This window comes from Microcoleus sp. bin48.metabat.b7b8b9.023 (assembly GCF_013299185.1).
In the GTDB taxonomy this organism is placed as follows: Bacteria; Cyanobacteriota; Cyanobacteriia; order Cyanobacteriales; family Microcoleaceae; genus Microcoleus.
Window position 1 is genome coordinate 36,153 of the sequence record NZ_JAAFKG010000019.1, and the last position, 20,773, is coordinate 56,925.

The following is a 20,773-nucleotide window of genomic DNA, read 5'->3' on the forward strand; positions in this document are numbered from 1 at the left end:
ATACAAACAAAGTCCGCCTCCGCGGACTGAAGAAATTTAGGGGGTAAATTAACCGGAATTAGTTCTAGATTCTGACTTCTGACTTCAATTTCCGGCGAATAGAATTCGCGGCTATACAAACAAAGTCCGCCTCCGCGGACTGAAGAAATTTAGGGTAAACTAACCGGAATTAGTTCTTCCTTCTGCTTGACATCAGTTACATAATTCGTTGCCGAACTTCCTTCTGTACAACAAATCTAAAATCAAAACATGGCTAGCTGGATAATTTTAAATGGCGCATTGTTAATCGCAGCTTACTTGCTGGGTTCGATTCCAACTGGGTACGCTTTGGGTAAATGGATGCTGGGGATTGATATTCGGGAAGTAGGTTCTGGTTCGACTGGCGCGACTAACGTACTCAGGACTTTGGGAAAGGGGCCGGGGTTGGCGGTGTTGCTGGTTGATGTGTTGAAGGGCGTAAGTGCGATCGTCCTGATCCGTTACATCTACTCTCTAGATTTTACCAGCCAGCTCGCGATCGGCGCCAATTTAGAAGATACTGCAACAGTCATCCCTTGGATGGCAACTTTAGCCGGTTTGTTTGCTGTTTTGGGCCACAGCAAATCAATTTGGCTGGGGTTTACAGGTGGCAAATCCGTCGCTACGAGTTTGGGAGTTTTACTAGGTTTGTACTGGCCCGTCGGCTTGGGGACTTTCGGAATTTTCGGGATAGTTTTTGCCCTATCGCGAATTGTTTCTTTGAGTTCTATTATCGGAGCAATTAGCGTTTCTGGATTGATGTTTGCTTTACATCAGCCGCTAGCTTATGTGTTGTTTGGACTTGCGGGCGGCGTATTTGTAATCGTGCGGCACCGCAGCAACATTCAGCGGCTTTTGAACGGTACTGAACCGAAAATTGGGCAGAAATTGGAAACAGCAGCCAGCGAGTGATAATTAGTTTGATTTATAGCACTTCCCAAAAAAGTTCGCGGACATTTTTGGGATGCGAACCCTCTTATATTTATCATATAGCAATCCTGAATGATTCACAAAATTTTTAGGGTGGTAGTGCCCCGTGCCTACCCCTTATCTATCGGAGGTATAGCGCTTAATAAAATCCCTAAAATTTTTCCCACATCCCTCAGATAATACTCGATCGCATCAATAGACACAATCTGTCCCTCTAACTTCAAAAATCTCCACACAGTACCCGATGTCACGGCCCCATAAATAATCGGAATCTGATTTCCCTCTTCCTCATTAAATAATTGAGCGGCTAACATTTCGGCTGCACACTGCCCGAAACCAGCCTTAATATCTTCTTTTTTCGCTTCAACAAGGGTAATCACAGGAGCACTGATAAACAAGCGTTCCGCTGACAAACTCATTAAAAAATCGCAGGTTCCATTTAATCCTTTTTCAGGAGCTACATTAAACTCGGAACCGGAAAATAAACCAATTTGATAATTCAATTGTCGTCTAACTTCGAGTAAAATTGGTGCGATAATCAGTTCAGAACGCGCTTTTTCGGTATTGATGTCTACCGCTAATCCTGCGTTTTCTTTTAACGATACTTTCAGAATTTCGCTAGATTCTACTTCTAATATATCGGCAAATAAATCTTGATTTTCCTTGATAATTAAGTCAAATTGTTTGACAATTTCTTTGAGCTTGAAGTCGCTATAAGCCATTGTAAATTATCTTTTTTTATTTACCCAATTCTTGAGAGCGCAAACAAGCTGCTTTCACTGCTTCGATCGCAGCAGAGCGAAAACCGTTACTTTCTAATGTAGCAATTCCGGCGATCGTCGTACCGCCGGGACTTGTCACCCTATCTTTCAATTCTGCTGGGTGCATTCCCGTTTCTTGCAACAGCTTCGCCGTACCGAATACTGTTTGGATTGCTAATTGAGAGGCGATCGCCCGCGGCAGTCCAGCACAAACACCGCCATCTGTCAATGCTTCGATAAAAATCGCAACATAACCTGGCCCGGAACCGGAAAGGCCAGTCACCGCATCCAGCATACTTTCAGGCACTTCCACCACTTCTCCCACGGCCTGAAACATCCGCTTGACTAATTCTAAATCCGTCGGTTGCACGAGTTTCCCCGGGGCGATCGCGCTCATGCCCGCCCCCACCGTTGCCGGAGTATTTGGCATCACCCGCAGCACAGAGCGCCCCGGGAAGGCTGCTTCGAGCTTGTTCAGGGGAACTCCCGCCAAAATCGACACGATCGCAGCTTCTGGCTGAGAATTAGCTGTTTCTCCATTATTTGCTTGTGGGCGATCGATCGCCACGGCCAATTCCAAAGCTACTTGCTCAAAAATTTGCGGTTTAATCGCCAAAAACAGCACTTCCGTAGCGTTAGCAACTTCTAGATTGCTGGCTGTTGTTCCGATTCCGTAGGTTGCAGTCAAAAATTCGCGCCGTTGCGGTTGCGGATCGCTCACCAATATTTCTGAAGGACAATAAACTTTTTCTGCTATTAAGCGGGATAAGAGAGCCTCTCCCATTACTCCGCCGCCGATCGTACCAAATTTTATCATAGTTAATTAGTTATTAGTTATTGGTTATTTGTTATTGGTTATTTGTTATTTGTTATTGGTTATTTGTTAACAGTGCGTTGTTTGTAGGGTGCGTCGCTTTCGACCATCTAAAACTTCCATTGCTCATCTGGTAGCGACGCACCTGACTATACTGGTTTTTTGAATGAATATCTGTCAACAACTGTCAACTGTCAACTGTCAACTGTCAACTGTCAACTGTCAACTGTCAACTGTCAACTGTCAACTGTCAACTGTCAACTGTCAACTGTCAACTGTCAACTGACTACGCACCTTACTATAGTGTTTTTTTGAATGAATATCTCTCAACGACTTTCGGAGTCAACTGTCAACAGCCAACAGCTTTTGGAATCAACTGTCAACTGTCAACTGTCAACTGTCAACTCACTACTGAGCCAATTGAGCTTGTTCAGCCGGCCAGACTGTCGGTGCGGGAGCAGCCGCAGCAGGGCGCGGGCGGCCTTGGGCTGGGGGCACTTCGTGAACCACACCAGACTGAGTTCTTACTTGCACGCAGCTAGGCGTAAACAAGAAAATGCTTTCGCCAATACGCTCTTGATGACCGTCAAGGGCATAAGTACCGCCCGCCACAAAGTCCACAGCTCTTTGCGCTTGGTCTGGATCCATCACCGTTAGGTTCAGAACCACAGATTTGCGTTCTTTAAGAGCTCGAATTGCTGCCGGCATCTCTTCAAAAGTGCGCGGCTCCATTACTACTACTTCCGAAATCCCGTTCATAGATCCAGGCATTCCAATCACATTATTCATTACTGATCCTACTCCCCCGGTTGGTGCAACAACATCCGTACCTGTCGATCCTACTACTGACCGCTCCCGCATTCTGCGATTTTGGCGGCGTTCTTCTTCTGCTGCGGCGATCGCAGCAGCAGAAGCGGCAGCGTTTGGTTCAGGTGGTTGGTAGGCGTTCGCAAAGCGTTCGCTTTCGGTTTCGTCGTACTCGTAATCGTATTCAGGCTCATTGTTGAAGCCTACAAAATCTCGTAGCTTAGAAAAAATGTTCACCATTGAAGCTCCTTTACGACTGTGCTGCCCCGACTATACTCGCGTTGCGGGTTAGCCGCGGGTCGTTAACTACTCTATATTTAACCTAAGTTGTGCTTATCAGAAGATTTGAACAATTTATCCCCTCCTAGAGCCAAATAAGGTTTGTCCTAGCCGTACCATAGTAGCACCTGCTTGAATTGCCAAATGATAATCTCCCGACATCCCCATGGAGAGCTGCTGCATTTGAATGTTTGGCAAATTTTGCTCCTGGATTTTGTCAGCAAGTTCGCGAGTGCTCTTAAACAATTGTAGGATTTGCGAGTCATCTAATCCCAGCGGAGGTATTGTCATCAAACCTTGAATTTTTATATGCTCACATTTATTGAGTTCACAGAGGTCGGCAAGCAGTTCTGGGACGTTCCACCCGTATTTATCGGGGTCTGGCAATATTTTGACTTGCAGGCAGACTTGCGGGGTGCAAGACATTTCGCCAGCTAGGCGCGAAAGCCTCTGAGCCAGTTTTAAGCTGTCGAGCGAGTGAATCCACTGGAAATGCTCTAGGGCCTTTGCTGCTTTGTTGGCTTGCAAGTGGCCGATCAAGTGCCAGTTGATATCTGGCAAATCTTGCAGTTGGCTTTGTTTTTCGGCAGTCTCTTGAACTTTGCTCTCGCCAAAATCTCGGATGCCCGCGTCGTAGGCTTCGCGGATAGCATCAGTCGGTACTTGTTTGCTAACGGCAATTAACCGCACTGATTCCGGCAACTGTTGGCGAAGGCTGTTAATTCGAGAGGCAATGGTCATGGTACTCAACGCTCTTGACAGGAGGGCAGGACAATTAAGACAGATATAGCCTTTCTCACTAACATGAGGTACTCATAGGCATTGGGCATAGGGCATAGGGCATTGGGCATTGGGAAGAAGGCCAAACAGGGCATTGGGCATTGGGCATACCTCACTTTTCTGAGAACCGCTATATCAATTACCAAGTTACCAATTGCCGATTACCGATTACCAATTACCGATTACCAATTACCGATTACCAGAAAGAATTGGTTGAAAGCCCGCCCGCCGGAGCGGGATCAATTAAAATCAGACTATTCATTACTCCAATACTCGGACTTATAGGTAGAGGTCGCTCTCTAGCTGTCAACTGTCAATTGTCAACTGTCAACAGTTGAACGATTTTGGCTATTGAAAGGTGCGCTGGTGAATTGCCTGCAATTGGTCGTATTCCTGATATTGACCGCTGCGACGGAGGGTTCGCAGGCGAATTTCGACCATGAGGCGAGCGTCCGATCGACTGATAGGATCGAATCTGAGGCCGCCAGGGCCGTTGGTTACTAAGAAAAATAGGCGCTGGGCGTATAGGGTGGTAAATAATTCTTGGCTGTCTTCAACCTGGGATACCCTGAAGAGGAGGCCAAAGTTTGGATGATTCAGGTAGGTTTCGGTAGTCATTCACTCTCACAATCGATCGATATTAGATTAAAGATTTAGATTTTAGATTTGAGTTTCGCTCGATCGCGGGGTGCAAAGGGCGATCGCGGTAGCCATACTATAGTCTCCATCGTGACTGAGGCTCAACTGCCACTGGCAATTTCCCCAAACAGAGGCTTGTGCTGCGGCGGTTCCGTGCAGTTGCACGTTAGGAGCACCGTTTTCGGAGCGCTGAATTTCGACATCAGCATACCGTATTCCCCGCCATCCCGTGCCTAGAGCTTTGACAACAGCTTCCTTTGCTGCCCACCGCCCCGCTAGTTGGTTGCAGGAAACTCGGTTCATTTTACCTTTAATGCTGCTGTCTTGAGAATTTAGTTGTCCGCAGTCTCTTTGTTCTGCCCTCGTGTAAACTTTTTCTAGGAAGCGATCGCCAAATCGATCTAATACAGCTTGAATGCGCGGAACATATACGATATCTGTCCCAAGATAGATGTTCAAGGTCTTGGATCTCTAAATATTTGCATCCATTACTTTAGCAGGACGATCGCGTGGAAGTATCTCAGATTATTTGAGATTTGAGGTTGAAGAGTTGAAGAATTGGGGATGACTGACTGGATAGGCGCTTTGTAGGACTAAGTAAGCTGTGGAGCATTTAAACCACTAACTATTTACGTAGGGTGCGTCAGCTACAACACTGACCGTACATGGGAAACGCCTTAAAATTGACGCACCCTACAATACCATTTTAAATGCTCAACAGCTTACACCTGCATTATTGTTGGAAACTGTCAACTGTCAACTGTCAACTGTCAACTGTCAACTGTTAACTAACTGTCCCAACCCCAAACCAAGCGGGCACTCCAGAGGAGGATCAAGCAGCCGAGGGCGATCCAGTCTCGGATTTTGAAGTGCAACTGGTGCCATTCTACACGGTGTCGATCGGGACTGGTGAAGCCGCGAACTTTCATGGCGCTAGCAATTTGTTCGGCTCGCAGGAGCAAGTTTTCTAACAGGCGCTCGGCGATAGTCAACCAAACTTGAGCGGCGCGGCGAAATCCGAGTTTTTTCCAGTTTATGGCTCTGGTGCTGACCGATCGCACTAAATTTTGTATTTCTTCTAATACGAGGGGAATGAAGCGCAAAGATAAGGTTAATGTTAGGGCAATTTCGGTGACTGGCCAGCGCAAGCGGCGCAACGGCTGCATTAAGTTTTCGATGGCGGCGGTAATTTCTTCGCTGGCTGTGGTGAGCAGGTAGAGGTTGGTGCTGTAAATTACTGTAAAGAATAGAGTGCTGACGTTGATAGCTAAATCTAAGGATTTGCGGGTGATTTTAACAGGGCCTTGTTTGAATAAAACGTAACTGTAGTTTGTGGGTTGGGGGAGTTTATTTTGGGTTTGAACTTTAGGAGTTTGGGTTGGAGAGTTTGAGCCTAAATTAAAAGGTTTGTACCAGGGTTTGGGATTCTGAGCGGGTGGAAGGGTTGCGGGTTGTTGGGAAAAGGTTAATTCGTCGGCGGGGATGCGGGGCCGATGTTCTGATGGAAGTGCGTCAGGGGCGATCGCGCTGAGGCAAAATACTAAAAGGCAGAATAGCAGCAGCAGTCCCATTTGCTGTTTCCAGACACGGAAGGGAATGGCTGCGCTTAGTGTCAGTACGATTAACATTACTACTAGCATCAACCGCCAAACGGGATTGGCGAGTATGGGCGCAATTAGAAATGTCATCAACCAGGCTAGTTTGACGCGGGAGTCTAGCCGGTGCAGCCAGGTTACGGGTTGTTCTAGATAAAGTCCAATAGGGAGCGAGCGAAGTAAATCCATGTTGTCGGTTTGAGATTTTTAATAATATTAATAGACTTATTGCATTCATTTCCAAATTATCTGGAAATTATCTGCGTTTGTCTGTGTTTATCTGCCTTATATCTGCGGTTTTTGTATCAAACTGATTGACCGCAATAAGGTTCGTAGTGTGGACTTTAGTCCGCAAAATGCTGCGGACTAAAGTCCACACTACGAACGGTTTTTGTTATGGTAATCGACGGGACGTGATGATACAAGAGATCTAATTTATTGAACCGCGAAGACGCTTTAGGCGAAGCCGCGCGTCAGCGCTAGGACGCGAAGGAAGAGAAAGAAGAAAGAGAAAGAAGGAAGGAAGAGAAAATAAAAAAACGCAATTTGCTTAGATCGTTAAACTGCGTTTTTTCTTTAATCTCAAGTCTGGAATTACTTCACGCGCAGTGCTCTGTTTGTGGTGCTGACTTCGCTGGCGCGAACTTTTTTGCCTCTCCACAGCAGCCGCATTGGTGTACCAGTAAAGCCTAGGTGTTTGCGGAATTGGCTTTCCATGTAGCGGCGGTAGTTTTCGGTGAAGCGTTTGGGATCGTTGACGAATAGCGCGATTGTTGGCGGTTGCGATCGCACTTGGGTACCGTAATAGATTTTGCCTTGTTTTCCTTGGCGGGTAACTGGTGCTGAGTGCCAGGTTGTGGCTTCTTCTATGACTTCGTTGATGACGGCGGTAGCGACGCGGCGTTTGTGTTCGTCGGAGGCTTTGTCTACTAATTCAATGACTTTTTCAACTCGCTGTCCGCTCATGGCGCTGACAAAGATCATTTCTGCCCAGTCGAGGAAATACAGTTTAGTTCTTGCTGTTTTTTCGTACTCGTAGATGGTGTCGTTGTCCTTTTCTATGGCATCCCATTTGTTGATGACGATGATGCAGGCTCGACCTTCTTGGCTGATGCGATCGGCTAATTTTTGATCTTGGTCGGTAACGCCGTCAATTGCATCTATTACTAGCAGTATGACATCTGCCCGACGGATGGCTTTGAAGGCGCGGTTGATTCCGAAAAATTCGGCGCCGTATTCGACGTTTTTCTTTTTACGAATTCCGGCTGTGTCGATCAGGCGGTAGGTTTGACCGTTGCGTTCTACTATGGTGTCAATTGCGTCGCGGGTTGTGCCGGAAATTGGGCTGACGATGGCGCGGTTTTCTCCGAGAAATGCGTTTAGCAAACTGGATTTTCCGACGTTGGGACGACCGATAATTGCTACTTTGATTTCATCTACTTCTGGCTCTATTTCTGTGGGAAGGTAAGTCATTAATTGGTCTAGCAATTCGCCGGTACCGTTACCGTGAATCCCGGAAATGGGGTATGGTTCTCCCAGTCCCAACGTCCAAAAGTCTGCTGCTTGGGTAAGTCCGGTATTTTCCGATTCGCACTTGTTGACGGCGAGAATGACGGGGACTTTTTGCACTCGCAGCCAAGAGGCGATGGATTCGTCGCCGCCGGTGAGTCCGGTTTTTCCGTCTACTACAAAAATGGCTGCACTGGCTTCTGCGAGGGCCGCCATTGCTTGTTCGCGGATTAATGGCAGAAATTCGGTCTCGTCATCGAATACTAGCCCGCCGGTGTCTACGACTTGATATTCGCGATCGCCCCAGTATGCTGGCCTGTACGTGCGATCGCGCGTAATTCCCGGTTCGTCGTGGACGATCGCGTCTTGGCTGTTGGCTAAACGGTTGACGATCGTCGATTTGCCTACATTGGGGCGTCCAATAATAGCAACTATAGGTAGAGGCATAAAAGTAGCAGCAATTAGGCTGCGCCGTAATTTTGAGCTTTAATCTTTAATTATAAGGGAATGTGACTGAAATGGAAAGACTTATTTCTGTGTTGGGGCTAGGAGTTTTTGTCGGTTTGTGCTACGCCTTTTCAGTCGATCGACGGGCTGTTAAGTGGCCTCCCGTACTGTGGGGAATTGCTTTGCAGCTAATTTTTGCAATTTTGATTCTCAAAACTGCTCCGGGTTTGGTGGCATTTAAATTTTTGGGAGATTTAGTCACTCAATTTCTGAATTTTTCTGATGCTGGGGCAAAGTTTGTATTTGGTGATAAATTTACCGATCACTTGATCGCTTTTAAAGTCCTGCCCACTATTATCTTTTTCTCTTCATTTATCACCCTACTTTATCACTACGGTATTTTGCAGCGAGTGGTGAAGGCAGTCGCTTGGGGCATGATTAAAACCATGAAAACTTCCGGTGCAGAAACTCTTTCCTGTGCTGCCAATATTTTTGTCGGTCAAACAGAAGCACCACTGTTAATTAAACCCTATGTAGCAACGATGACGCTCTCGGAACTGCACGCTGTGATGACGGGGGGTTTTGCGACAATTGCTGGCGGAGTCATGGCGGCTTACATTTCTTTTGGCGTGTCTCCTCAACATTTAATTGCTGCGTCGGTGATGTCGGCACCGGCTGCTTTGGCAATTTCTAAATTGCTGTATCCAGAAACTGAAAAGTCCCTGACTGCTGGCGAGGTGGAAATTAAGGTAGAACAGGTTTATGCTAATGCCGTGGATGCTGCTGCTTCTGGTGCTAGCGACGGCTTGCAATTAGCGGCTAATGTGGGGGCAATGCTGATAGCTTTTTTGGGTTTGTTGGCATTTTTTAATGCGCTTTTGGGTTGGTTTGGAGGGCTGATTAGTTTGCCTCAGTTGTCACTGGAATGGATTCTTTCTTATTTCATGGCTCCGGTGGCTTGGCTGATGGGCGTGCCTTGGGCGGATTGTGGAAAAATAGGAGTTATTTTGGGGAAGAAGACGATTTTAAATGAGTTTATTGCTTATTTGGATTTGATGGAATTGGTGAAGCAACAGGCTATTTCGGAACGATCGGTAATTATTGCGACTTATGCTTTGTGCGGCTTTTCTAATATTGGTTCCATCGGGATTCAAATTGGGGGGATTGGTGCGATGGCGCCATCGCGCAAGGGTGATTTGGCTCGGTTGGGCGTGAGGGCGATGATTGCTGGTTCTGTGGCTTGTTTCATGACTGCTTGTATTGCGGGAATGCTCGTTTAAAAGTTTTGAGTTTTGTAAGGTGCGCCACAAGCACCCAACTCTCTACTCTCAAGGTTATTAAATAAAAGTTAAAATTTGACAATTAAAGTATGTTTGACAGTTGACAGTTGACAGTTGACAGTTGACAGTTTAAGAGCGACCTCTACCTAGAAGGAAGAAGATTGGAGTAATGAATAGTCGGATCGTAATTTCTTCCGCTCGGGGTTGGGGCTTTCAACCAATTCTTTATGGTAAATGTTTAATAAAATATAACGAAAAACATCTAATTTTAGCGATCGGCTATTATGGAAAACAAGCAGGAATTTAGTCTGTAACAACAGTATATGGAAAGTGGCAACTAAATTCTCTTCTAAGCGAAATTAATAGGTGATGTAATATGGCTGTTCTGCAACTAGAAGACGGTAGGACATATACCGATATCGGGGCGATCGCCAGCCAACTGGCTGTTTTAAATATTGAGCTCGATCGCCTGTCAAATCAGGAAAATCCTGCGGTTAAACAAATTCTACTGCAAGACATTCTCAATGTCACAGAAAAACAGCACATTCTCGCAGCATTTAAAACCGAGTTTGAATACTTCAAGCGCGCCAACGGATGTCAGTGGTGCGACTTAAAAGTGCTGCATCCCGGTTCGCCACAGATTTACCCGCTGATGACTCAAAGCGATCGCACTCACACCCACGCAGATGCAGAAGTTCTGCACGTTTTAGCTGGGGAATGTGTTTTTGGGTTTGTCTATCCTAACGGCTCTCAGGTACAATTAATGTTGCAAGCTGAAGAATATATTAAAGTACCGCCTAATACAGAACATTGGTTTTATCTTACTCCGTTGCTGTACTTGAAAGCTGTGCAGTATTACACCACTGCTCAAGGGTGGGTTCCTCAGTATACTAATAGGAAGTTGAAAATTAAAAACTAGGTCGAAGATAAAACGTATATGAAAGCTAATTTTTAGGTATTAGGTATGTTGTTGCGCTTCAGCGCTCATTCATCTAGACAAGAGTGCAAAGATCGCAACTACGTACCTTTAGATGTTGTTGTGTTTTTTGTGCTATTTCATAAGTCTAAAGAGCGCTGAAGCGCAACTACGTACCTTTAGAATGTTGTTGCGATTTTTTCGCTATTTTATAAGTCTAAAGAGCGCTGAAGCGCAACTACGTACCTTTAGATGTTGTTGTGTTCTTTGCGCTATTTCATAAGTCTAAAGAGCGCTGAAGCGCAACTACGTACCTTTGGATGTTGTTGGGTTTTTTGCGCTATTTCATAGAGAAATTTCAATTTCTTCACATCGCTGCAACAGCGCTTCTATTTCCTGGGCGAGAAGAATTACTTCCGGCCACGAAGAACCGTTGATTAAGTCTTGGGCGTGTGCTAATTTGTTTCTCAATGCTTCTGCTGACTTCAAAAAACGCTCCCCGTAACGTTTGGATTTGAGCCCCAGTCGATCGACTATTTCGGCATTCGTCAGGATTAAATCTCGCTTGTCGCAGAATTGCAGGTAATCGATCAAGTCAATTGCCTCATTTCGCGATCGCCCCAATTCCCACAGGTGTTTTGCTGCTACAATACGATCGCCCTTCAGCCACTTCTGCCACGAATCTTGGGGAAAGTAAATCCGCACAATCCGCAATAAATTCATTTCCAGCAGCGTCACCAACCCAAACAGCAGCATCCGCACCGGCGCTTTTTGCAAATCGCCGCAGGTGACAATCCCGTTGATGCGGTTGCTTTCCAAGACAAACAATCTCGGTTTTTCTCGCAGCAGCGGTAGCAATTCCATCAACGGAGTCGAGGCGGCGATTAACTGCGATGGGTGGAAAATTTGCTGGTAATCGCTGCACTTACCTGTCATTAAGTGCGCTTTTTCCACATAGCCGCAAACCGTCCCGTTTTCTTCGATCCCGAGCACATCAAAATCGCGCGCCTCCATCCACGATCGCAATTTAGCAGCATCTTCGCCCGCCGGCACAGATTTTAGCGGTTCCGCAAGGTATTTAACGGTGATGCTGTCTTTGAATAAATCCCGCAAATCGGCGGAACTTGATTTTAAATGTTTCATCTCATGCGGGGTAATTTCCTGAGTCGTGGCGCGACAAGAGGAATATTAATCATATTTTAACTGCAAATAGAGACGCGGGATTGCCGCGTCTCTAAATATTTTACAATCTTACTTGCTGGCTAATTCCGGGCAGTAATGATTGCCTGCAAGAGTTGTGATAATATCGGCTTCGGCGAGAAAACTTTCTTTAGCCGTGGGATTTTCGATACTACCAGCTTGCCCGATCGCCCTTAATTTAAATTCCGGCAGAGAAACTCCCGCTTTGGCTTGGGCGCATATGCTTTTCGCGGCCGCAATTTTTTGATTGGGGTTGCTTTGGATTCCTTGCAATAAAGCGCCTGTTGCGTCGGGAGAGTAGTTTTTGGCTAACCGTTTGTAGTCTTCGATAAATTTCCCGTCGTCTCCTGTTAGCTTGACTCCCGAGTCTTGGGGCGTGCACAACTGGTTTAAGTTAATTACTTCTCCCGCTGAGTTGACTAGAAAGCATCCTTCACGTTCTTGGGCGATCGCACTTTTGGGAACAAATTGTATAATAACGGCGGACATTAGAGCAGTTAAACGCCAGTAATTTAGCATGGCACTATCCTTTGACAGTTGACAGTTGACAGTTGACAACGACCTATAGCGGTTCTCAGAAAGATGAGGTACGTTGTTGGGCTTCAGCCCTCTTACTTGGAGTAATGAATCGTCTTCTTTTAATTTGTCCTGGAGTTCCTCCGGCTTTATGAGGTACGTTGTTGGGCTTTAGCCCTCTTAGCTTGGAGTAATGAATCGTCTTCTTTTAATTTGTCGCGGAGTTCCGGCTTTATATCGTTTCCGGTTGGATCGGAATTATTTAACCGCAGAGGGCGCAGAGAACACAGAGAGAGAAGATAGAGATGAATGCAAGAGGATGCGATCGAATTTGATGTTAATCCAATTTTTCCTATTAAGATGCCCGTCCCAGAATAGATTTAGGTATGGATTCAAACGAGCCTTTCGTTATTTGTAGAAGATTTGATTAACAGCAAACATCCCCCCTCGGTGATGGGCGAATGAATGGAACCGGGAACCGATCGAATATAATCGCCTTGATAGCAAACTTCCCCTTCTACAGTTAAGTCTCCTTCTAATACAAATACCTCCTCCGAGTCCGCGTGTCGGTGCAGGGGAAAAGTTACTCCCGGTTCCAGCCTCATTAAACAAGTAATTTGGTGCTTTTTTTTGTCAAGATAAAGCTTGCCGATCGAGATTCCCGGAACTGAGTAGGGTCTCCATTTGACATCGCGCGATCGCACAATTAAAGATGGCGGATTATTTTCTGTGGGCGATGTAACAATTGGTAGTTCGGCTATGCGCTGCAACAGGCGGTTTTTGAGGTCGGGGGCGACGGGAACGGCAGGGGCTGTATAGGCGATCGCAGAAATTGCTGTTTCAAAGGCAGCTAATTCGCTTTGAAGTTCTGGGGATGCTTGCAATTTCTCGGCAAGTGCGCTGCGTTCTGACTCATCAAGGGTATCGAGAGCTTTAAGCGCTGCAAGCAGATTAAACTCCTCGTCTGGCATCATTTCCATCAGTTCTCCGGCATTATCAATTTTAGACTTTAAATTTTAGATTTTCGATTTTTTTTTGCCATTGCACTCAAGATGGAAGATTGGAGATGCCATAGGTTTAGATCGATATTAAACAATTTAAATTTTGTTTTTTTGACAATCTAAAACTCTTCGCTCAAAGTTTGGCGCAACTTAGAAATTCCCAACCGAATTCTAGTTTTAACTGTACCTGTCGGGATACCGAGTTTAGTGCCGATTGCCGCACAAGTCAATCCTTCGTAATAGGCTAGTTCGATCGCAATTCGCTGTTCTGGTGGCAGTTTTTCTAGGGCTGCGCTGACTTGGGCGCTGCGTTCTTCAAGTATTGCATCTTCCATCGGTTCTGCAATACGCGCAGACGGAATTTTAGCATCTTCCAGACAAGCGTCTGCGGCGCGGACTGTTCGCTGCAACACTCGGAGGCGATCGAGGGAACGACTGCGGGTAAGCATAAATAACCAAGTATCCGCACGAGAGCGACTGGGATCGTAAGTTGCTGCTTTTTGCCAAATTTGGGAAAAAACATCGAGCACAACTTCCTCAGCTTCTTCTACCGAACCCAGAATTTTGTAAGCGAGACCGAAACTTGCACGACCGTAGCGATCGTACAGTTTAGCTAATGCTGCTTGGTCTTTCTGGGCAATCTGCACTAACAGCAGCGATTCATCACTTAACTTTTCCCCTGTCATCTCAGTGTACCTGAAAAATTTTGTTTTGAGCGTACAGATCCAAAATTAAATATTCGGCGTATATCACTATAGAACATAACTGTAAGTCAATTGGGGATGCAAGCATAAGTATGCCTTTGCGGGCTAATTCTGTGATGCTTTGAATTGTAATCTATCCGATTTATATTGCAGTTTATCACTTCTGCATAGTTTTTCATACCTAATCTTGCTGTACAGATCCAAAATAGCCAAAACTTCGTATACCAATTACGAGAAGGCTCAGCAACCTCCCAAAAGCCCGACAGGTTAACAAGTTGAACCTGTGGCGACCAAAGTAAAACCCGCGAAGGTGGGTTATTTGCGATTAATTTTTGTAAAAATCTCAGTAAAAGATAGGTGCTAACTGTGAAACTCACCAAGAAAATTCGCCGAATTATCCTAGCAATTGAAGCAGCTTTAATTGTTGTATTAACTCCTGGGATAATTGCCGCTTCCGACCACGATGACGGCGAAGTCGATATCAAAGGTCGCGCTGTCAATTTAACCGACTTATACGTCTATCGCGAAAAAGATCAAAACTCCGGCGCTGCGGACGGGGATTTAGTCTTTACAATGAATTCAAATCCTCGGTCTGTAGCCCGCTATCAATATTATTTCAGCACCACAGCCCTTTACCAATTTCACATCACGCAGGTAGGTGATGTAAATTCTACACCGACTGGACGTGCCGATATTATCTTGCGGTTTGCCTTCAGTCCGCCTAACAGTAAAGGTATGCAAGCGGTAGCGATGACTGTTGTGCGCGGCGGCTCCCAGACCACAACTAAGACAACGGTTAATGGCGGTTTAATTGCCACAACTCCGCTGAATTCTAATGCTGTTTTGAATACAGTACCTGTGGGCGGTTCTAACTTAACTGTATTTGCAGGTTTGCGGGAAGATCCGTTTTTCTTTGATGTGGAACAATTTTTTAGAGTCCGGGCTGGGGCTTTGGGAACGGGCCCTAAAGTAGGTTTCAAGCCAGCCAGTCAAGCGCTCGACTTTGCTAAAGGCTACAACGTCAATACCATTGCGGTGCGCGTTCCGAAGGCATTTCTGCAAGCAGGAACAGGCGCGAATACTTTTGATGTTTGGTCAACTATTTCTGTGAGGGATGGAGCTGGCGGTTTCAAACAATTCGAGCGTTTGGCGAGACCGGGAATTAATGAGGCGTTGATAGTTACTCCCCAGTTTCTGGAAGCATTTAATACTATTTCTCCGAGATTGGATTTGAGTGCTGCTGCTGCTCCGGTGCGACAGGAAGCTGTTGCTACTCTCAATGCTGTGGATCTTTTGGACGGTAAGGATAATGTGGATGCAAATGCGATCGCCAAAGCTTTCTTACCGGATGTCCTGCGGATCGATACCACAAGGCCCAGCGGCTACGGTAGTGCGGCAAATGCTCAAGGAAGTTTGATCGGAGGTCGTTTGCTTTTGGACGATGTTGTTGATATCACTTTGGGAGCTTTGGTGGGTTCTCCGGCTAGCGATAACGTTTCTTATAACGGAGCTCCTGGAAATCCGGCTCAGGGACACAAACCGTTAGAACCGAATTTTCCTTATTTGGCTTTGCCGAATTAGTTAATAGTCATAGGTATGTAGTTGCGCTTGGGCGCTCTTTCCTAATATTTATCAAGAGCGCTGAAGTTATTTGTAGGGTGCGTCGCTATCGATAATACTGAAAAAAAAGCAACAATGTCAGAGCGACGCACCTTCTACAATCACCGAGGAAACGGGAGCATCTCTTTTTTGCAAATATATTCGTAGGGGCGAAGCATTTCGGCGGTAAATCTCAGATTATGGTTCATAAATTATGTGCCGAAATGCTTCCTTCGCCCTTGCCACAATTAGATGCACCCGAGAAAACTAACCTAACAATAGGTACGTTGTTGCGCTGTCTTCGCTCTTTCCTAATATTTATAAAGAGCGCTGAAGCGCAACAACGTACCTTGGCTCAAGCATGAGCCGACCTTATCAAATAAAATCGTAGTTTTTCGTGCTAAATCCAATAATGACGCACCCTACAATATGACTGCCAACAAATCACAAAAACCTAAATCCGATCTTTTCTGGTGGTTGCTTCTCATCGGACTGCCGATAGTGGGAATTGTCGCAGTTAATTTGCTGCCCAATCTGCGTGAAATCTCAGGAAAAATTGCTAATAAAAGTACGGCAAATCTCGATGCTAATTACCGCTATCAGTTTTCGGAAACTTTGAGGAACAATCCGAATCAAAAGGAAGCTATTCAGCAGGAAATTGCTTTTTACCAGCAGCGATTGGCTGTTGATTCAAAAAGCGGTTTGAATCGGGCTGCTTTGGCGAGTGCTTATTTGAAAATGGCTCGCGTAACTGGGGAAGGTGGTTGGTTTTTATTAGCCGAACAAGCCGCAGAAAGATCGATCGCCCTTTTGCCTTTTGACAACAAAGGCGCGCTGCTAGTTTTAGCTCGAATTGCCGAGGCCAGACACGATTTTGCGACGGCTTTGCGCTTGGCGAAACAGGTGGGTTTTGACAATGAAGATGCGATCGCCCTTTCCGTCACATCTCACTTAGCCACCGGAAAAATCGGTGAGGCAAGTATAGCCGCAGAAGCCTTAGTTAATCGGATTCCTAACTTAGGTTCTCTCACATTAAGAGCGTTAGTGAGAGAATCGCAGGGGCGAGACGCGGAGGTTTTGCAGGATTACCGGCAAGCAATGGCTGCGGAGGAACCGGGAGAGATTGCTGGATCGGCGCGAGTTCGATCGCTCTTGGGTCGATTTTACGCCCGCCGCGGGCAGTTTGTGCAGGCGAAAGCGCTATTTTTGGAAGCGTTGCGGTTGGTTCCGCGATACCCGCTAGCGCTGATTTATTTGGCGGATTTGGAGACGCGCCAGGGAAATTATCGGGAAGCTGAGGCTAATTACAGCAAGGTTTCTGCCTATTCTGGCGGGGCTGCGACGGTGTTCGATCGCCTGGTGGATCGCGGTATGGCGAGGGTGAAGGAGTTGCAGGGAGATGCGAGATCCTCGGGGAGACTGCGCGACAAAGCAGAAGCTGGGCTGCGACAGGAACAGGTTTCTGGCGGTTTCGGGCACCGGCGCGATTTGGCGAGTTTGTTGCTGGAAAAAGGTCGATCGCAGGATGTCGCCGAAGCGCTGTTGTTAATGCAGGAAGAGGTGAAAATTCGCAGGGATGCGGTGACTCTGGATATTTACGCCTGGGCGCTTTCTAGTGCTGGCGAATGGCAAAAAGCCGATCGGGTGATGGTTGAAATTGTGCGATCGGGAATTCGCGATGCTGGGATGTTTTATCGGGCTGGTGCGATCGCTAAGACTTTAGGAAAAGATGCCGAATCTCGCGCTTATTTTCAAAAGGTGAAGGAAATCGATCCGAGTTTTGATAGTCGATCTCGTCAAGCATTGGGTTTGGGAAGTTATGAATTTTGAAATTAGCCACAAACACATCAAATTAAAACCAACCATGCACAAAAACTGGCAAAAAATGCGAAAATATTTAATTCTTTTTTCGCTCACAATCTTACTATTTTGTACAAACTCAACCCAACCAGTTTATTCCCACTGGTCAGACTTATCAGTAGCCGAAATCATCGTCAACGATTTGCAAACCGAAATAACATTAACCTTTCCCACCGGCCTAACAAAATTTGCCGACGACAATGGAGACGGACAGTTACAACTGGCAGAAGTTAGGAATCACAAAACAGAACTAGAAAAGTTTTTTAGTCAAGAAATTAGCATCACCAAAAGTAGCAAGATTCCCGGATCGGTTACAGTAAAACCCCTGGAAATAGCTAAGAGTGCCAGCTCGATCCAGCAGCCCAATACCCATAGCACCTTAATCTTAAACTACACCTGGCCAGAATCTAGCGTAACTTCAAAAAACAACAAAATGCGGATTAAATACAATTTATTTTTGCCCGGAGTTCCGACAGCTAGCTGTCAAGCTACAATTGTCGAAGCTGGTGCTGTCAAAAGCATTGTATTTACGCCACACAACCGAGAATTTTTGTTAGCTGGAAAAGAATCAATCTGGGAGTCAGGTTGGAGTTTTGTGCTAGCAGTAGTCGGAGCATTTACTTGGGGATGCGTGCACGCGATGTCACCCGGACATGGGAAAACCATAGTCGGCGCTTATTTAGTTGGTTCGCGGGCTACTCCAGTACACGCTGTATTTCTAGCAGCAACAACTACAATTACTCACACTGCTGGCGTGTTTGCTGTAGGCGCAATTACATTATTTGCTTCTAACATAATCGAGCCAGAAAAACTCGATCCTTGGCTGAGTTTAATCTCAGGCTTATTAGTAGCAATCATCGGCATCAAACTACTTTCAGAAAGAATCAAAACCAGGTTCGTAGTGAGGACTTTAGTCCGCAAAACCAGGTTCGTAGTGAGGACTTTAGTCCGCAAAACCAGGTTCGTAGTGAGGACTTTAGTCCGCAAAAACCCAAGGACTAAAGTCCTTACTACGAACCTTGAGGAACCAGTAAATCTTTTGAGTAGGGGAACTTGGGAAAGAGAATTTAAACCTGTCAAACCACCTATATCTCAGCACTACCACCATCATGGAGACGGCCGCCTTCATTCACATTTGCCACCAGGATCTGACGGTTCTCCGATTACTTGGAAAAGCTTGTTAGTGTTGGGCATTTCCGGGGGATTGTTGCCTTGTCCTTCCGCATTGGTGATGCTGTTGAGCGCGTCGGCTTTGGGCAATGTTGGTCTGGGGATGACGCTCGTGGTAGCCTTTAGTTTGGGATTGGCTTTGGTGCTGAGTGCGATCGGCTTAATCTTAGTTTATGCCAAACGGAATTTTGATAGACTGCCGAAACAGATTGCAGCAGTCAAATTTATGCCTGCAATTAGCGCGGTGGTGGTAATGTTTTTGGGGCTGGGCATTACCGGAGAGGCTATTCTAAAAATATTGGCTGCGAATCAGTGGGTAATTGGCAATGGATAAGACAATTTAAGATGCTATGGTGCGTCAGCTTTGATGATTTTGTGAATCAAAAATCTTTGTACTGAGGCATCTGATAAAGTAATACCAGTTTTTCTCAAAACATGAGGTATGACTGACAGCTTATATAACCACTAAACTATCAACTAAGAGGGCCCAAGCCCAACAACGTACCTCATATTTCTGAGAACCGCTGTACCAGTTTTTCAAAGTAATGCTACAAAATAAGTTTTTTTGTTTGAGTGTTTTTGTAGGAGTGCGTCGCTATGAGATTGTCGATATTTTTTTAGGGATTTTTCTTTCTTCGACGCACCCTACGGCTGTTTTACCAGGAATTGCTGGTAACGAGTAGATTTATTCAATTGGCGGGAAATCCCCACCTATTGAAAATCAGCTCGCGGTATGTTTATTTATAATTGCGGCTAAATCTGGTATGCCGTTTTCGACGTAAGTCTTAGCGGAGGGGCGGAGTTTGCCATAGGCGCCTTTGACAACTGCTCTGGTGCTGTTTTCGGCTTTTTTGTCACTGATTTGGAGCAATTGATCTGCTACTTGAGCTTTTCTTTCAGTTAGATATGCGACTGGGTTGCCATTGTTTACGGCTTCAGTCCACATTGGATCGAGTGCGATCGAGATTTCGGGCAAAAGTTGATCGACGACTTGGGCGCAATAGTCAGCCCGTATCCCCTTAACGGTAGAGTAGGCAGCTTTCAGAGCAAGGCCGCCCAATCCCGGTGCTGCTGCAACTTGTTTGTCTATCAACTTTACACAGTCATCAACAATAGTGTCTCTCTTGTTTTCATTCAAAAGAATATCGCTAAGTCCCATTTTCACTTTCCTTGATTTAACAGTCTATGTGGTTATCAGCTTTGAGCTTCATCTGGCGATTATATATCAATACGCTTCAGATCGGATAGTCCCGGAAGCAAAACTCTGTACAACACAGATAGTGCAATTGCTTTCTGGTTGTGCGATCGCAAAAAAAATTAACCCAAGCGCGATCGTAGATCTATTTTGATGCTTTACTCGGGATTACAGATTTTTTTGGGTTTGAAGGTTTTGACTGCACAACTTGATGTTGAGATTTGTTAAATGTTTTATGGCAATTAATATCGGAGCTGCTACTCATTATTCATTTAGGGTTTGTAGCAAGCACTTCCGTTATTGTTAGCCGGTCTTAATGAGGACTGAAGTTCTTACTACAAAGCGATCAGTTGTGAAGAGTCAAATAGAAAAGAGAACAGCTTGAAAAAAAAACTTTAGACAGGCTCTGCCTTGCGATAAATCCCACTTGCACGTACTATTTGGCACGGATCGTTAGGATTCGACGTTTGACTTGAAGCTCGCAGGTACTGTAACAAAGGGAAGTTTCTGGATTTGTGTCGGACGATCGCTCGATCGCAATACGAAATTTACCGGTAATTTCGCGGAAGTGCCGACTCCGGCAAAGATGTGAACTAATAAAGTTAAGCTCGCTGCTAAAAACAGTTTTTCACACATGGCATTGTCTCCAATACATACGCCCTAAGGCATAACTTCTTTTACACCTACAACATACAAAACATCGTCTACCGCAGGTGCGATCGCGCCAACGCTAGTTTAGTGATAGATATCACG

At 45.7% G+C, this 20,773-nt stretch carries 21 protein-coding genes; 7 read left to right on the plus strand and 14 right to left on the minus strand.

Features of this window, described 5'->3' with window-relative positions; all coding sequences use genetic code 11:
- The first annotated feature begins 249 nt into the window (after positions 1-249).
- Positions 250-930, plus strand: a complete 681-nt coding sequence (gene plsY / locus QZW82_RS13215) for a glycerol-3-phosphate 1-O-acyltransferase PlsY (RefSeq protein WP_293148819.1) — start codon at positions 250-252, stop codon at positions 928-930.
- Between the two features lie 128 nt (positions 931-1,058).
- Here plsY and QZW82_RS13220 read toward each other — a convergent pair whose 3' ends face one another.
- The 8 genes from QZW82_RS13220 to der all read right to left on the minus strand — a co-directional run bounded on the left by QZW82_RS13220 (position 1,059) and on the right by der (position 8,579).
- Positions 1,059-1,670 carry a hypothetical protein gene (locus tag QZW82_RS13220; protein WP_293148821.1) on the minus strand — a complete coding sequence of 204 codons (612 nt, stop codon included), beginning with the start codon at positions 1,668-1,670 and terminating at the stop codon, positions 1,059-1,061.
- Between the two features lie 16 nt (positions 1,671-1,686).
- Positions 1,687-2,526: a pyrroline-5-carboxylate reductase gene (gene proC / locus QZW82_RS13225; protein ID WP_293148822.1), complete on the minus strand. Its 840-nt coding sequence runs from the start codon at positions 2,524-2,526 to the stop codon at positions 1,687-1,689.
- Positions 2,527-2,931: 405 nt separating this feature from the next.
- Complete coding sequence (locus QZW82_RS13230) at positions 2,932-3,570, minus strand: cell division protein SepF (RefSeq protein ID WP_293148824.1); 639 nt, start codon at positions 3,568-3,570, stop codon at positions 2,932-2,934.
- A gap of 114 nt (positions 3,571-3,684) precedes the next feature.
- Positions 3,685-4,350 (minus strand): YggS family pyridoxal phosphate-dependent enzyme, encoded by a 666-nt coding sequence (locus QZW82_RS13235; RefSeq protein ID WP_293148826.1) that lies wholly within the window; start codon positions 4,348-4,350, stop codon positions 3,685-3,687.
- 387 nt (positions 4,351-4,737) lie between these two features.
- Positions 4,738-5,007, minus strand: a complete 270-nt coding sequence (gene pipX / locus QZW82_RS13240) for a transcriptional coactivator PipX (protein WP_293148828.1) — start codon at positions 5,005-5,007, stop codon at positions 4,738-4,740.
- A 42-nt stretch (positions 5,008-5,049) separates the two neighbouring features.
- On the minus strand, positions 5,050-5,487 hold the full coding sequence (gene acpS / locus QZW82_RS13245; protein WP_293148829.1) for a holo-ACP synthase: 438 nt from the start codon (positions 5,485-5,487) through the stop codon (positions 5,050-5,052).
- 329 nt (positions 5,488-5,816) lie between these two features.
- On the minus strand, positions 5,817-6,812 hold the full coding sequence (locus tag QZW82_RS13250; protein ID WP_293148831.1) for an energy-coupling factor transporter transmembrane protein EcfT: 996 nt from the start codon (positions 6,810-6,812) through the stop codon (positions 5,817-5,819).
- 405 nt (positions 6,813-7,217) lie between these two features.
- Complete coding sequence (der, locus tag QZW82_RS13255; RefSeq protein WP_293148833.1) at positions 7,218-8,579, minus strand: ribosome biogenesis GTPase Der; 1,362 nt, start codon at positions 8,577-8,579, stop codon at positions 7,218-7,220.
- Between the two features lie 71 nt (positions 8,580-8,650).
- Here der and QZW82_RS13260 point away from each other — a divergent pair, with 71 nt between their 5' ends.
- From QZW82_RS13260 to QZW82_RS13270, 3 genes are all read left to right on the plus strand, one after another.
- Entirely contained in the window at positions 8,651-9,859 is a 1,209-nt protein-coding gene (locus QZW82_RS13260; RefSeq protein WP_293148835.1) for a NupC/NupG family nucleoside CNT transporter, read from the plus strand.
- A gap of 169 nt (positions 9,860-10,028) precedes the next feature.
- A complete protein-coding gene (locus QZW82_RS13265; protein WP_293148837.1) occupies positions 10,029-10,166 on the plus strand; it encodes a hypothetical protein in 138 nt (45 codons plus the stop codon).
- Positions 10,167-10,235: 69 nt separating this feature from the next.
- Positions 10,236-10,778 (plus strand): acireductone dioxygenase, encoded by a 543-nt coding sequence (locus QZW82_RS13270; protein WP_293148839.1) that lies wholly within the window; start codon positions 10,236-10,238, stop codon positions 10,776-10,778.
- Between the two features lie 342 nt (positions 10,779-11,120).
- Here the strand turns inward: QZW82_RS13270 and QZW82_RS13275 are convergent, their stop codons facing one another.
- The 4 genes from QZW82_RS13275 to QZW82_RS13290 all read right to left on the minus strand — a co-directional run bounded on the left by QZW82_RS13275 (position 11,121) and on the right by QZW82_RS13290 (position 14,178).
- The gene (locus tag QZW82_RS13275; protein ID WP_293148841.1) at positions 11,121-11,918 is read right to left on the minus strand and encodes a hypothetical protein; all 798 of its coding nucleotides are present in this window, start codon (positions 11,916-11,918) and stop codon (positions 11,121-11,123) included.
- A gap of 108 nt (positions 11,919-12,026) precedes the next feature.
- Positions 12,027-12,494: a hypothetical protein gene (locus QZW82_RS13280; RefSeq protein WP_293148843.1), complete on the minus strand. Its 468-nt coding sequence runs from the start codon at positions 12,492-12,494 to the stop codon at positions 12,027-12,029.
- Between the two features lie 389 nt (positions 12,495-12,883).
- Positions 12,884-13,465 (minus strand): cupin domain-containing protein, encoded by a 582-nt coding sequence (locus tag QZW82_RS13285; RefSeq protein ID WP_293148845.1) that lies wholly within the window; start codon positions 13,463-13,465, stop codon positions 12,884-12,886.
- Between the two features lie 146 nt (positions 13,466-13,611).
- A complete protein-coding gene (locus tag QZW82_RS13290) occupies positions 13,612-14,178 on the minus strand; it encodes a sigma-70 family RNA polymerase sigma factor (protein WP_293148847.1) in 567 nt (188 codons plus the stop codon).
- Positions 14,179-14,562: 384 nt separating this feature from the next.
- Between QZW82_RS13290 and QZW82_RS13295 the strand changes: the two genes are divergently transcribed.
- The 3 genes from QZW82_RS13295 to QZW82_RS13305 all read left to right on the plus strand — a co-directional run bounded on the left by QZW82_RS13295 (position 14,563) and on the right by QZW82_RS13305 (position 19,159).
- A complete protein-coding gene (locus QZW82_RS13295) occupies positions 14,563-15,777 on the plus strand; it encodes a DUF4331 domain-containing protein (protein ID WP_293148849.1) in 1,215 nt (404 codons plus the stop codon).
- 447 nt (positions 15,778-16,224) lie between these two features.
- Positions 16,225-17,625 (plus strand): hypothetical protein, encoded by a 1,401-nt coding sequence (locus QZW82_RS13300; RefSeq protein WP_293148851.1) that lies wholly within the window; start codon positions 16,225-16,227, stop codon positions 17,623-17,625.
- Entirely contained in the window at positions 17,615-19,159 is a 1,545-nt protein-coding gene (locus QZW82_RS13305; protein WP_293148853.1) for a sulfite exporter TauE/SafE family protein, read from the plus strand. The genes QZW82_RS13300 and QZW82_RS13305 overlap by 11 nt, the downstream gene beginning before the upstream one ends.
- Positions 19,160-19,546: 387 nt before the next feature.
- Here the strand turns inward: QZW82_RS13305 and QZW82_RS13310 are convergent, their stop codons facing one another.
- Together QZW82_RS13310 and QZW82_RS13315 are read right to left on the minus strand one after the other, a co-directional pair.
- Positions 19,547-19,984, minus strand: coding sequence for a hypothetical protein (locus QZW82_RS13310; RefSeq protein ID WP_293148855.1), 438 nt, complete (start codon positions 19,982-19,984; stop codon positions 19,547-19,549).
- Between the two features lie 489 nt (positions 19,985-20,473).
- Positions 20,474-20,656: a hypothetical protein gene (locus QZW82_RS13315; RefSeq protein ID WP_293148857.1), complete on the minus strand. Its 183-nt coding sequence runs from the start codon at positions 20,654-20,656 to the stop codon at positions 20,474-20,476.
- Positions 20,657-20,773: the final 117 nt, after the last annotated feature.

What these genes read in the sequence shown, in the direction of transcription:
- plsY (WP_293148819.1), top strand. Translation starts at nt 250, where the DNA reads ATGGCTAGCTGGATAATTTTAAATGGCGCATTGTTAATCGCAGCTTAC.
- QZW82_RS13220 (WP_293148821.1), bottom strand. Translation starts at nt 1,670, where the DNA reads ATGGCTTATAGCGACTTCAAGCTCAAAGAAATTGTCAAACAATTTGAC.
- proC (WP_293148822.1), bottom strand. Translation starts at nt 2,526, where the DNA reads ATGATAAAATTTGGTACGATCGGCGGCGGAGTAATGGGAGAGGCTCTC.
- QZW82_RS13230 (WP_293148824.1), bottom strand. Translation starts at nt 3,570, where the DNA reads ATGGTGAACATTTTTTCTAAGCTACGAGATTTTGTAGGCTTCAACAAT.
- QZW82_RS13235 (WP_293148826.1), bottom strand. Translation starts at nt 4,350, where the DNA reads ATGACCATTGCCTCTCGAATTAACAGCCTTCGCCAACAGTTGCCGGAA.
- pipX (WP_293148828.1), bottom strand. Translation starts at nt 5,007, where the DNA reads ATGACTACCGAAACCTACCTGAATCATCCAAACTTTGGCCTCCTCTTC.
- QZW82_RS13250 (WP_293148831.1), bottom strand. Translation starts at nt 6,812, where the DNA reads ATGGATTTACTTCGCTCGCTCCCTATTGGACTTTATCTAGAACAACCC.
- der (WP_293148833.1), bottom strand. Translation starts at nt 8,579, where the DNA reads ATGCCTCTACCTATAGTTGCTATTATTGGACGCCCCAATGTAGGCAAA.
- QZW82_RS13260 (WP_293148835.1), top strand. Translation starts at nt 8,651, where the DNA reads ATGGAAAGACTTATTTCTGTGTTGGGGCTAGGAGTTTTTGTCGGTTTG.
- QZW82_RS13265 (WP_293148837.1), top strand. Translation starts at nt 10,029, where the DNA reads ATGAATAGTCGGATCGTAATTTCTTCCGCTCGGGGTTGGGGCTTTCAA.
- QZW82_RS13270 (WP_293148839.1), top strand. Translation starts at nt 10,236, where the DNA reads ATGGCTGTTCTGCAACTAGAAGACGGTAGGACATATACCGATATCGGG.
- QZW82_RS13275 (WP_293148841.1), bottom strand. Translation starts at nt 11,918, where the DNA reads ATGAAACATTTAAAATCAAGTTCCGCCGATTTGCGGGATTTATTCAAA.
- QZW82_RS13280 (WP_293148843.1), bottom strand. Translation starts at nt 12,494, where the DNA reads ATGCTAAATTACTGGCGTTTAACTGCTCTAATGTCCGCCGTTATTATA.
- QZW82_RS13285 (WP_293148845.1), bottom strand. Translation starts at nt 13,465, where the DNA reads ATGATGCCAGACGAGGAGTTTAATCTGCTTGCAGCGCTTAAAGCTCTC.
- QZW82_RS13290 (WP_293148847.1), bottom strand. Translation starts at nt 14,178, where the DNA reads ATGACAGGGGAAAAGTTAAGTGATGAATCGCTGCTGTTAGTGCAGATT.
- QZW82_RS13300 (WP_293148851.1), top strand. Translation starts at nt 16,225, where the DNA reads ATGACTGCCAACAAATCACAAAAACCTAAATCCGATCTTTTCTGGTGG.
- QZW82_RS13305 (WP_293148853.1), top strand. Translation starts at nt 17,615, where the DNA reads ATGAATTTTGAAATTAGCCACAAACACATCAAATTAAAACCAACCATG.
- QZW82_RS13310 (WP_293148855.1), bottom strand. Translation starts at nt 19,984, where the DNA reads ATGGGACTTAGCGATATTCTTTTGAATGAAAACAAGAGAGACACTATT.
- QZW82_RS13315 (WP_293148857.1), bottom strand. Translation starts at nt 20,656, where the DNA reads ATGTGTGAAAAACTGTTTTTAGCAGCGAGCTTAACTTTATTAGTTCAC.